Raw genomic sequence first — 11,067 nt, 5'->3', positions numbered from 1 at the left:
ATTTAAGTTATTATGATTACTATATTAGATTAGCCCTTAACTTTTTGTTTAAACTCATCAAACTTATTAGCTTCAACTTTCTTAGGCCATGAGTTATTTGAAGTATCAACATCGGCAGTTTCCAAATCCGGATCAACCATTAATCCTGTAATAGCTTTATCTGTTCTAAACACCTTGCTCACTTCATTATCATTATATCTCCATATTTGAGCTGGGAATGTTTTTCTTTCTTTTGTACCATCTTCATAAGTAATCTCTAAGATAATTGGCATTACTAATCCTCCTGGTTTTTCAAAAGTTACTTCGTAAAAATAGTTTGGAGCTTCTTTTACCTGAGATTTCATGTCTTCAGGTAAGTTTTCAAGAAAATCATTCAAAAATTTAAAATCAGAAGCCTTTTTTGCATTTGTTGGCTCAACACCTTCTTCTACCTCTGCATAATATACTAACCTATCTTTATAATCATCAAGGTTCATATTATACCTTTTTGCAGTTTCTTTAGCTGCTTCTGTAGGTTGATCTGTTAAGTAATACTGCTTAACACCTTTTACACCTATATCTGTATAATCTGTAGTGTAAAACCATCCTCTCCAGAACCAATCTAAATCCATTGCTGATGCATCTTCCATAGTTCTAAAAAAGTCTGCAGGTGTTGGGTGTTTAAACATCCATCTTTGAGAATAGGTTCTAAACGCATAATCAAATAACTCTGGACCCATAATGGTTTGTCTTAATAAGTACAATGCTGCTGCTGGCTTTGTATATGCATTTGGTCCAAACTGATAGACATAATCACCTTGAGACATTATAGGTGATATGTTACTTTGATCACCTCCCATATATGGAACAATATCTTTTGGTAGATTTCCTGTAATGAAATTAGGATCATAATCTAACTCTGCTAATGTTTCAACAAATGAATTTAAACCTTCGTCCATCCAAGTCCATTGACGCTCATCACTATTTACAATCATTGGAAAAAAGTTATGACCTACTTCATGAGTAATAACTCCAATCATACCTCTTTTTAACCTCTCAGAGTATGTTCCATCTGGTTGCGGACGTCCATAGTTAAAACATATCATTGGATATTCCATTCCCATTTGTGCATGCACAGAGATAGCTTTGTTATAAGGGTAATCAAAAGTTAATTTAGAATACTCCTCTAATGTATTTGCTACAACTCTTGTAGAATGTTCTTCCCATAACGGATTTCCTTCTTTAGAGTATAAAGAAATTGCCATAACAGATCTTCCATTTATATCAACAGCCATAGCATCATAAATAAACTTTCTTGATGTAGCAAAAGCATAATCTCTTACGTTTTCAGCTTTAAAGTGCCAAGTTTTTTGTTTTGTACTTCTCTCTGTTTCTGCTTTTTCCGCTTCTTCCTGAGTTATAATAAATACTGGGTTATCAAAAGTTTTAGTGGCTTTGTTGTAACGTTTCATTTGTTCTTTTGAAAAACACTCTTTTCTGTTTTGCAAAACGCCTGTAGCTTCTAACATGTGGTCTGCAGGCACTGTAATTTTAACATCAAAATCTCCAAACTCTAAAGCAAATTCACTTCTTCCCCAAAATTGCATGTTTTGCCAACCTTCAACATTATCATACACACACATTCTTGGATAAAACTGTGCTATTACATAAGTATTATTTCCATCAGGAAAAGCTTCATAGCCTGATCTTCCTCCTTCAATAATATGGTTATTAACATTGTACCACCATTTTATTTGAAATTTAAAAACTTCTCCTGGAGCTAATGGCTTAGGCAAATTAATTCTCATCATAGTTCTGTTTACCATATATGATAAATCTGAACCATCTTCATTTTTAACATATTCTATATTAAAACCACCATCAAATCTCTTCTTCAAATTATTTTTAGCAAATGTTTGGGGACCATTAAATGCCGCATTAAAACTCTCTGAGTTAGCGTCTGGAGTTTTAGAATCTCTTGCTCGCATATTTTGATCTAACTGGACCCATAAATATTCTAAATGATCTCTCGAATTATTATGATATGTGATTTTCTCATCACCAAAAATTTGACTTTTATTTTCGTCTAATCGAAGATTCATTACATAATCAACCTTTTGTTGGGTATATGCATGTCCTGGAGCACCTGAAGCTGTTCTAGTTTCATTTGGTGTTGCTAGAACGTCTTTCATTTGTCTAAACTTGTTTTGGTCTGTATGTCCCTGTTGTTTTTCTTTAGTTTGCTCTTGAGCAAAAACTCCAGAAAAAAGGAATACTAATGATAAGAATAGATAAGTGTGTTTTTTCATAGTTTTAGTTATTTGATTTTAGAAAAAAAAGTGTTTTTAGTAATTTTCTTTAGAAGATTGTTATAAAATGTCATCGAAAATACTAAATTTCGCATTCAGTATGCTTTATTTTAATTAAATTTTAACAAAGCATTAGGATTATCATATGTTAGAATAAAACTTTTATTTTTTGAATTTATATTCATTTTTACAATATTCTGCTGATCGCTTTGTAAATCAAATAAAACACTGTTTGTTATAGAAAAAGATTCAATACTTTTCACATTTTCAACTTCTAGATAACATCTTATTATATCTCCATCATATTCTTTACCAATAAAATTGAAAGAAACGCTTTTGTCGTTAATGATTAACTCTATTCTCTTTTTAAGATATTTGTTGATATAAGAATCAAACCTCTCAGCCTCATCTTTTTCCGCAAGTACAATACTTTCATCATAATTTTCTTTTAACGCATTCTCAAAATCGTCAATAAAGAATCTAGAAGTAATTTGAACAGACTGTTTATCTTCAATGTAATTTATTTGGGTAACACTTATGTAATACTTATGCATTACAGTAAATGCAAATAATGGTAAAATAAGAAGTAATAAAAAAACTTTTGAAAGCTTCATAGTTTTAATTTAAAGATTACTAAAATACTTTTTTCATTTTCAAAAAGCATTCCAAAATGATTATTTTTTTGTTGAATTAAGGTTTTCAAGATATTGTTTGTACTTCATTCTTAAAAAAATTAAGATTTTAAAATCCGTTTGATTTTTACAATGCTTTATAAAGTTTTTGTCATCAGCACAGAAATAGAAAAAATCCATTTTTAAATGATCTTCCAAAGGGTTAGAAGCAAAAAAATCTTTTGCTAATTTTGATTTAACACTTTGCATTAATGCTTCTTTTTCTTCAATTTTAACCCTGTTTTTAAGCATTTTTGTTCTACCGCTAATACCGTTCAAAATAGGGTTTAATGGAATACCACCAGTTAAAGCTCCTAGAAGCATTTTAGGTCTAAACTCTCCTGCTTCACTTAAACGGCGTTCACTTTGTGTGGCGGGCTTACCTGTATATCCAGGAATTCCAACATCATAAAAATTAATTGGAGGAGTTCCTTCTACATTTTTGATATCAGATAACAAATCGCCTGATAAAACTTTACCAACAATAACTTCATCTAACTCATTAATTTGCGCTTCCAAAATTACAGATACAGCTTTAGCAGTAATAATTTCTTTAGAAATAAGAATTTCTTTTGTTTTATGTTGAACAGATGAGACCTTTAAGGTATCATTTAATTTTGCAGTAATCTTAAAATGTCCATTTATATCCGTTATGGTAAAAACTTGAGCTGTTTTATTTATTACATGAATGTTCTCAAGATTGTTTTTACTTAACACCTTTCCAAATATTTCAATGGATTGAGAAAAAACACAATGCCCCCCAATAAGCATAAAAAGTATCAAAACCCATTTATTTTTTTTCATCCTCAAGTTTTAAAAACTGATTACGTTGTTTTACTAAAAACTCAATAAGATGAATCTTATTTTCAGGCTCTAAAAGCTCTAGAGCAATGCCCTTATTTTCTATAAATGCAATAAAAGCCTGAAATTTACCCTCAGGAATATTGAATTGTTCTTGTATATCATTTGAAGAATAAACACTAAATAAATCTTTTGGCTTTTCATATTTATAACCTACAAAAACATCCTTTTTCACCTTAATTTTCTTTTTTGACTTAGTTAGCAACCCAACTATTTTAAGTACATCAGGTAAATATTGACGTGCATTAGGGTTTATTATGGATTTAAAATGATTTTGAACAACTGAATTATCATATGCTTTATCATCATTATATTCAAAATCAACATTCATATTACCCATATCAATTGTCATAGGTTTTACAGTTTTAACTTGAGAAATATCTGTTTCAATATTACCCGTTAAACCAGATGAAAGCGTAACAGCATCAAGTTTATTGACTTCTTCTATTAACTGAATCTTCAATTGTTTAGACTCAATAATATCGACATCAATTGTAATGTTAACTGTTTGAAATTGTAGTGCAGAAATCTCAACAACATCGTTTTGAGCAACTTTTAATTTAAACTCCCCTTCTATATTTGTAATTGTACCTTTATTAGACGATTTATTAAAAACCGTAACTGCTTCTACATCATTATTATTTGACAGTAAAATACCTTTAACCTCAACTCTATTAATAGTTTGGCTATGGATAGAAATAGATAAAAGGAAAAGTATTGATATAAATACGCGGCTCAAATTGATTAAATTAGAGCATAAAGAACGTATATCAATTCTTAAAGAAAATGTAAATAGCTTGTAATGTTTTGTTAAATACTAAATAGAAAAAACTTTACTTTTTTGTTTTTAAAAAAGCAACACTCTTAGCATTAAGAAGCTCTAGAAACTCCATTTCTTTACCATAGTTAAGTAAAGAAAAATCAAAATCATCACTTTCAACAAATCTTATAAACTCTTCTACACGGTGTTCAGGAATTTTAAAATTATCTATCAAAAACTCAGAACCAAAGTAATATTTAATAGACTCTATTGGTACATCAGGCACACCAGCCTTCTTTTTGTCTTTAACCTCAGACCTGAATAAAGGCAACAATAACTGGTCAACAACATTTACAATATTTAAACCGTTTACCATTGGCAAATGTTGTCTATCAACAGTAACGTTATTCACTTCAGACTTATAATCGGTTTCAAAATCATACTCCTTACTATTTTTAACACCAAAATACAAAGCGTCTAATTGAGGCTTAAATGGTTTAGTGGCTTCCAAATCAGTATCTAAATTTCCAGATAACCCTTTAGTAAAAACAATTACTTCATCCAATTTATTAATCTCTTCAATTAAAAAAAGTTTCATGTTTTTAGATTGAATAATAGCTTTATTTACTTTAAAACTTATGTTTTGATATTGCAGCGCACTAACTTCAATATTATCATTTAAAGCAACTTTTAGTTTAAACTCGCCATTATCATCGGTAATTGTACCGCTATTGGAAGATGTATTAAAAATTGTAATCCCTGAAATATCACTACCTTCAACAATAATTTTTCCAGAAACTTCTATTCTGGTAATAGTCTGAGAAATTGCAGAGATAGAAAAAACTAAAGCTAAAACGAATAAAACTCTTTTCATATTTTTTATTTTCAAATTACTATTTTAATTTCTTTATTTAAAGTAAAAATCATCAATTTTTTTAATACCAATAATTAATTAGTTTTATATAAAATTAAAATTCATGCGTAACATCATAATTGCTAGCACCTCAACAGTACATGGAAGTGGGTATTTAGAATATATTTTAGACGATTTAAAAACGTTTTTCCAAAACGCTAACACCATACTTTTTATCCCTTATGCAAGACCAAGCGGAATATCACATAATGATTATACCAAAATTGCAAGCAAAGCATTTAAAAAAATTAATAAAAATGTAAAAGGTATCCATGAATTTGAAAACCCAGTTGAGGCTATTAAAAATGCCGAAGGTATTTTTGTAGGTGGCGGTAATACCTTTGTTTTAACCACTCAATTATACAAAAACAATCTAATAAGCACTTTAAAACACACCATACAAAACGGCACACCATACTTAGGCACAAGCGCAGGCAGTAACATTTGCGGCTTAACTATAAAAACTACTAATGATATGCCCATAGTATATCCGCCTAATTTCAATGTTTTAGGCTTGGTCCCTTTCAATATAAATCCACATTATCTAGATCCAATTTCGGGTAGTAAACACATGGGAGAAACTAGAGAAACCCGCATAAAAGAATTCCATCATTACAACACCCAACCCGTTATTGGCTTAAGAGAAGGCAGTTGGTTGCATGTAAACAGCAACTCCATAATATTAAAAGGACAACTAACAGCCAGAGTTTTTGAGTATAACAAACCACCTTACGAAGTTGATTCTGGAACTGAGTTAAATCAATTAAAATAATAATTTGGGCGTGCCCCTAAAGGGTCGGGCTATCCGTTACAAGTCCTCGCGCAAAAAAGCGCTGTGGGCTTTCCTCTACTATCCCTCACGCGAGTATACCAGCAAAAAACAGAGTTTTTACCAAATAAAAAAGCTCCATCGTAACGATGAAGCTTTTAGAGCGGGAGACCAGGTTCGAACTGGCGACATTCAGCTTGGAAGGCTGACGCTCTACCAACTGAGCTACTCCCGCCTTTAATTCCGATGCAAAGATATAAACAGTTTCTTCTTCTGCAAGAAAAAATCATAGCTTTTTCAAAAAATGATAGCCTAAAATTTTAAAACCTTCATTAAAATAAAATTTATGTGAAGCAGCATTTGTAACATACGTATTTAACTCCATGGCTTCAAACCCTTTAGCTTTTGAATAATTATAAATCCAAGTAAAAAACTGCTTTCCTAAACCTTTCCCTCTATAACTATCATCAATATAAACATGGTCTGGTTCTACACTCTTACCAGAGTAATGTCTTGTACAAAACCACAATCCACAAACTCCAATAAGCTTTTCATCATCATAAATAACAGCACACTCATAATTCTGAGTTATCATTTCAGAAAAACGTTGCTTTAAAACAGCATCAGAATCTTTATTTCCATTAAGTTTTTGAACCAATGGAACAATCAAGTCGATCTTCTCTTTTTCTAAAATTTTAAAATTAAAAGCCATAAATAAATTTTAAGTGAAGGTAATAATTCCTTAAAATATTTTTAAGTTTGAAAAGCATAAAATAAAAACTATCGCTAATTCAAACTATATAGTTAAACAAATAAACGCAGAAGAGACTCATACTGTAAGGCATCCTGTTTTAAGAACAGGAAAACCCATCGAATCTTGTATTTTTAATGGTGATAATCTTAAAAGCACTATACATTTAGGCATTTTTATTAAAGACCAACTAGTTGGTATAAGTTCATTCTTTAAAAATTCCAATCCTAATATTCTTGAAGAGAATCAATATCAATTAAGAGGAATGGCTATTCTAAAATCATTTCAAGGGAAAGGTTTAGGAAATATCATTTTAAAACAAGGAGAAGATTTATTGAAAGAAAAAAAGATAAAAATTCTTTGGTGTAATGCAAGAGAAGTTGCAATTCATTTCTACAAGAAAAACAATTATCAAATTATTGGCAAACCTTTTAACATAAAGCAAATAGGGATCCATTACGTTATGTATAAAACACTCTAGGAACTTTAAATTTGAAGAGTGACTAAATCTAAAAGCAAGTGTCAAAATATTTATACGCTAAAATTTTGTAATTTTAGTTTCAAATTTTTTTCAAGATGAGAGGTAAAAATCTAAAAGTTCGTTTATTAATAGGAGTAGCTATAGCTTTATTTTTTGTATTCAAAAGATGTAGTCAAAGAGAAGAGAACCCCTATACAGGAAGAATGCAAACAATATCTATGACTCCTGATAAAGAAATTGCAATAGGTTTGCAAAGTGCTCCACAAATGGCGCAACAACATGGTGGTTTACACCCAAATAACCAGTACCAAGCTTTAGTTGACAATGTTGGAAACAAATTAGTAAACAATAGTATTGCTAGACAAACGCCATATCAATACGAGTTTCATTTACTAGCAGACCCCAATACCATAAATGCCTTTGCATTACCTGGAGGTCAAATATTTATAACACATGCGCTTTTTTCTAAACTAAAAAACGAAGATCAATTAGCAGGTGTTCTAGGTCATGAAATCGGGCATGTATTAGGTCGCCATAGTGCAGAGCGTATTGCAGAAAGTGAGTATTGGCAAGGGTTAGCAACAGCAGGCTCTGTTGGTGCAGATATGGGAGGATTAGTTGGTGGCATTGGTCAACAAACACTTTTAACTAATGGTAGAGATGATGAGTTAGAAAGTGATGACCTTGGTGTTAAGTTTATGATTAAAGCAGGTTACAACCCTGAAGAAATGATTGGTGTAATGAAAATTTTAAAAGATGCTGCTGGTCCAAATCGTGTTCCAGAATTTCAAAGCACTCATCCAGATCCAGATAATAGAATTGAAAAAATTGAAGAAGCCATAGATAAATATCGAAATTTATAAAAACAAAAAAGCCTCATTTTTAATGAGGCTTTTTTTATGAGTGACTAACTCAAATAATTATTAATTCTTATAATTATTTTCTTTTCTTAGCTTTAGCATCTGCAATTGCTTTTACTAAAATTGCTTCAGCATCTTTAGCGCCATGTAATTGTGCATACTTCAAAGCCGTCATTTTCTTGTCAGTCTTAGCTTTTAAATTAGCTCCATGAACTATTAAAAGTTCTAAAATATCAGTTCTGTTAAATTTTGCTGCATACATTAATGGCGTCATACCATTAGATTTTGCATTTACATCTGCACCTCTACTAATAAGTTTTTGCACAGTTTCTAAATCTCCTTTTGCTATAGATACACAAAATGAGTTTACTTTGAAAAAAGCTTCAACTTCATAATTAGAAGTAACGTTTACTGGAGTAGCATTTACTGATACAATTGAAAAGCATAATGCGATTGCGGAAATAATGATTGTTTTTTTCATGATGAAAGATTTTAATTTGATTTATTGATTTATGTTTTTTGATATACTAAAGAGACGATATAAAATTCAATCTGTTACACAAAAAATTATTTATAACACATTTTTAACATTTACTTAGTAATTATTAACGAAATCGTTTCAATAATTAATTATTCGCAAAATCCTTGAAAAACAAGGGTTTTCAGAGTTTTAAATAACCTCTTTTCACTCAAACTTGTTTATCTTTGCCTAGTTTAAAATTTTAACAAAAAAATGAACAAAAAAGTTATTTTAATGATACTTGACGGATGGGGAAACTCTCCAGATCCAAAAGTTTCGGCTATTGATAATGCAAATACACCATTTATCGATTCTCTTTATAAAAAATATCCATTTGCCACTTTAAGAACTGATGGATTACATGTTGGTTTACCCGAAGGTCAAATGGGAAATAGTGAGGTTGGACACATGAATTTAGGAGCAGGAAGAATTGTATATCAAGATTTAGCAAAAATTAATTTAGCCATTGAGCAAGATACTTTGAAAGACGAAAAAGTATTAATTAATGCTTTAAAATATGCTTCAAAAAACAATAAAAATGTTCATTTTTTAGGATTATTAAGTAATGGTGGTGTTCATGCACATACCAGTCACTTAAAAGGTTTTATAGATGCAGCAAATAAAGCTGGTGTAAACTCTTTTGTACATGCTTTTACTGATGGTAGAGATGTAGACCCTAAATCTGGTAAAGGTTATATTGAGGATTTAGAAAAACATATTGAAGGTACTAACACAAAAATAGCAAGTATAACTGGTCGTTATTATGCTATGGATAGAGATAAACGTTGGGAACGTGTTCAACTTGCTTACGACGCTATAGTTAATGGAGCTGGGACGAAAATAACAAATCCAACTGCGGCTATTCAAGAAAATTATGATAATGATATAACGGATGAATTTATCAAACCTTTAATCATTACTGATGATAACAATACCCCAGTTGCAACAGTTCAAAAAGATGATGTGGTTATCTTCTTTAATTTTAGAACAGACAGAGGTCGTGAATTAACAGAAATGTTAAATCAAAAAGATTTCCCTGAATACAACACTAAGAAATTAGACTTATACTACGTAACTATAACTAATTATAGTGATGCTTTTGAAGGCATAAAAGTGATTTTTAATAAAGATAATATTACTGAGACTCTTGGTGAAGTTTTATCAAAACATGGTAAAAAACAAATTAGAATTGCTGAAACTGAGAAGTATCCTCATGTTACATTTTTCTTTTCTGGTGGACAAGAAGAACCTTTTGAAGGCGAATCTCGTATTCTAAAAAACTCACCAAAAGTAGCCACTTACGATTTAAAACCTGAAATGAGCGCTTACGAACTAAGAGATGCTTTGGTTCCTGAATTAGAAAAAGGTGATGCAGATTTTGTATGCTTGAACTTTGCTAATGGTGATATGGTAGGACACACAGGAGTTATGGAAGCTGCTATAAAAGCCTGCGAAGCAGTTGATACATGTGTAAAAGATGTTGTAACCACAGGTTTAGATAATGGTTACACAACGCTTCTTATAGCAGATCATGGAAACTGTGAAACCATGATAAATCCTGATGGTTCACCTCACACTGCCCACACAACAAACCCTGTTCCTGTAATTTTAATTGATAATGAACTCACTGAAATTAAAGACGGAATTTTAGGAGATATGGCTCCAACCATATTAAAACTTATGAATGTTGAGCAACCAGATGCGATGACTCAACATCCTTTAGTTTGATTATAATTAAGAAATAAATAGTGTAACTTTACATTTCAATTAACGTCATTAAATTAAATGAATTTTAACGATACACTTATTATTGCAATAGATTTTGATGGAACTATTGTTGAAGATGCATATCCAAAAATTGGAAAACCTATTTTATTTGCTTTTGAAACTTTAAAGAAGTTACAAGAAGATGGGCATCGTCTTATATTATGGACTTACAGATCTGGCGAAAGGTTGGATGAAGCTGTCAAATTTTGTGAAGATAACGGTATTCGGTTTTACTCTGTAAATAAAAGTTTTGACGAAGAAGAATACACAAACGATATCAGCAGAAAAATAAATGCGGATTTATTTATTGATGATAGAAACATAGGTGGCTTCCCTGGTTGGGGGGAAGTTTATCAAATGCTTACCAACTCAACACCGCCTATTCCTCAGAAAAAGAAAGGCTTCTTTGGACTTTTTAAATAACAT

At 30.8% G+C, this 11,067-nt stretch carries 12 protein-coding genes and 1 tRNA gene; 5 read left to right on the top strand and 8 right to left on the bottom strand.

Annotated elements, in window-relative coordinates; genetic code table 11:
* Positions 1-29: 29 nt before the first annotated feature.
* The 5 genes from DIS18_RS13600 to DIS18_RS13580 all read right to left on the bottom strand — a co-directional run bounded on the left by DIS18_RS13600 (position 30) and on the right by DIS18_RS13580 (position 5,454).
* Complete coding sequence (locus tag DIS18_RS13600) at positions 30-2,288, bottom strand: M1 family metallopeptidase (protein ID WP_109353633.1); 2,259 nt, start codon at positions 2,286-2,288, stop codon at positions 30-32.
* 110 nt (positions 2,289-2,398) lie between these two features.
* Complete coding sequence (locus tag DIS18_RS13595; protein WP_109353632.1) at positions 2,399-2,902, bottom strand: DUF6702 family protein; 504 nt, start codon at positions 2,900-2,902, stop codon at positions 2,399-2,401.
* A 60-nt stretch (positions 2,903-2,962) separates the two neighbouring features.
* Positions 2,963-3,763 (bottom strand): carboxypeptidase-like regulatory domain-containing protein, encoded by an 801-nt coding sequence (locus tag DIS18_RS13590; RefSeq protein ID WP_109353631.1) that lies wholly within the window; start codon positions 3,761-3,763, stop codon positions 2,963-2,965.
* Entirely contained in the window at positions 3,750-4,559 is an 810-nt protein-coding gene (locus DIS18_RS13585) for a carboxypeptidase-like regulatory domain-containing protein (protein ID WP_181364056.1), read from the bottom strand. Before DIS18_RS13585 ends, DIS18_RS13590 begins: the two co-directional genes overlap by 14 nt.
* A 94-nt stretch (positions 4,560-4,653) precedes the next feature.
* Positions 4,654-5,454: a carboxypeptidase-like regulatory domain-containing protein gene (locus tag DIS18_RS13580; protein WP_109353629.1), complete on the bottom strand. Its 801-nt coding sequence runs from the start codon at positions 5,452-5,454 to the stop codon at positions 4,654-4,656.
* Between the two features lie 103 nt (positions 5,455-5,557).
* Here DIS18_RS13580 and pepE point away from each other — a divergent pair, with 103 nt between their 5' ends.
* Complete coding sequence (pepE, locus tag DIS18_RS13575) at positions 5,558-6,265, top strand: dipeptidase PepE (RefSeq protein ID WP_109353628.1); 708 nt, start codon at positions 5,558-5,560, stop codon at positions 6,263-6,265.
* A 159-nt stretch (positions 6,266-6,424) separates the two neighbouring features.
* On the opposite strand, the gene DIS18_RS13570 is transcribed toward pepE, so the two are convergent.
* Together DIS18_RS13570 and DIS18_RS13565 are read right to left on the bottom strand one after the other, a co-directional pair.
* Positions 6,425-6,497: transfer RNA gene (locus DIS18_RS13570), tRNA-Gly, on the bottom strand.
* A 51-nt stretch (positions 6,498-6,548) separates the two neighbouring features.
* Entirely contained in the window at positions 6,549-6,974 is a 426-nt protein-coding gene (locus tag DIS18_RS13565) for a GNAT family N-acetyltransferase (RefSeq protein ID WP_109353627.1), read from the bottom strand.
* 37 nt (positions 6,975-7,011) lie between these two features.
* Between DIS18_RS13565 and DIS18_RS13560 the strand changes: the two genes are divergently transcribed.
* Together DIS18_RS13560 and DIS18_RS13555 are read left to right on the top strand one after the other, a co-directional pair.
* On the top strand, positions 7,012-7,494 hold the full coding sequence (locus DIS18_RS13560) for a GNAT family N-acetyltransferase (protein WP_342752176.1): 483 nt from the start codon (positions 7,012-7,014) through the stop codon (positions 7,492-7,494).
* A gap of 95 nt (positions 7,495-7,589) precedes the next feature.
* Complete coding sequence (locus tag DIS18_RS13555; protein WP_109353625.1) at positions 7,590-8,357, top strand: M48 family metalloprotease; 768 nt, start codon at positions 7,590-7,592, stop codon at positions 8,355-8,357.
* 73 nt (positions 8,358-8,430) lie between these two features.
* Here DIS18_RS13555 and DIS18_RS13550 read toward each other — a convergent pair whose 3' ends face one another.
* Positions 8,431-8,835 carry an ankyrin repeat domain-containing protein gene (locus DIS18_RS13550; RefSeq protein WP_109353624.1) on the bottom strand — a complete coding sequence of 135 codons (405 nt, stop codon included), beginning with the start codon at positions 8,833-8,835 and terminating at the stop codon, positions 8,431-8,433.
* A gap of 252 nt (positions 8,836-9,087) precedes the next feature.
* Here DIS18_RS13550 and gpmI point away from each other — a divergent pair, with 252 nt between their 5' ends.
* Both gpmI and DIS18_RS13540 read left to right on the top strand, forming a co-directional pair.
* Positions 9,088-10,602 (top strand): 2,3-bisphosphoglycerate-independent phosphoglycerate mutase, encoded by a 1,515-nt coding sequence (gene gpmI / locus DIS18_RS13545; RefSeq protein WP_109353623.1) that lies wholly within the window; start codon positions 9,088-9,090, stop codon positions 10,600-10,602.
* A 57-nt stretch (positions 10,603-10,659) separates the two neighbouring features.
* Positions 10,660-11,064 (top strand): BT0820 family HAD-type phosphatase, encoded by a 405-nt coding sequence (locus DIS18_RS13540; RefSeq protein WP_109353622.1) that lies wholly within the window; start codon positions 10,660-10,662, stop codon positions 11,062-11,064.
* The last annotated feature ends 3 nt before the right edge of the window (positions 11,065-11,067 follow it).

Origin of the sequence: Algibacter marinivivus (assembly GCF_003143755.1) — a bacterium.
In the GTDB taxonomy this organism is placed as follows: domain Bacteria; phylum Bacteroidota; class Bacteroidia; order Flavobacteriales; family Flavobacteriaceae; genus Algibacter_B; species Algibacter_B marinivivus.
The sequence above is the reverse complement of the archived record's forward strand: the minus strand, read 5'-3'. Positions and strand labels throughout refer to the sequence as shown.

Excerpts from the sequence above, each read along its gene's own strand:
- DIS18_RS13600 (WP_109353633.1), bottom strand. The coding sequence starts at position 2,288 with ATGAAAAAACACACTTATCTATTCTTATCATTAGTATTCCTTTTTTCT.
- DIS18_RS13595 (WP_109353632.1), bottom strand. The coding sequence starts at position 2,902 with ATGAAGCTTTCAAAAGTTTTTTTATTACTTCTTATTTTACCATTATTT.
- DIS18_RS13590 (WP_109353631.1), bottom strand. The coding sequence starts at position 3,763 with ATGAAAAAAAATAAATGGGTTTTGATACTTTTTATGCTTATTGGGGGG.
- DIS18_RS13580 (WP_109353629.1), bottom strand. The coding sequence starts at position 5,454 with ATGAAAAGAGTTTTATTCGTTTTAGCTTTAGTTTTTTCTATCTCTGCA.
- pepE (WP_109353628.1), top strand. The coding sequence starts at position 5,558 with ATGCGTAACATCATAATTGCTAGCACCTCAACAGTACATGGAAGTGGG.
- DIS18_RS13565 (WP_109353627.1), bottom strand. The coding sequence starts at position 6,974 with ATGGCTTTTAATTTTAAAATTTTAGAAAAAGAGAAGATCGACTTGATT.
- DIS18_RS13555 (WP_109353625.1), top strand. The coding sequence starts at position 7,590 with ATGAGAGGTAAAAATCTAAAAGTTCGTTTATTAATAGGAGTAGCTATA.
- DIS18_RS13550 (WP_109353624.1), bottom strand. The coding sequence starts at position 8,835 with ATGAAAAAAACAATCATTATTTCCGCAATCGCATTATGCTTTTCAATT.
- gpmI (WP_109353623.1), top strand. The coding sequence starts at position 9,088 with ATGAACAAAAAAGTTATTTTAATGATACTTGACGGATGGGGAAACTCT.
- DIS18_RS13540 (WP_109353622.1), top strand. The coding sequence starts at position 10,660 with ATGAATTTTAACGATACACTTATTATTGCAATAGATTTTGATGGAACT.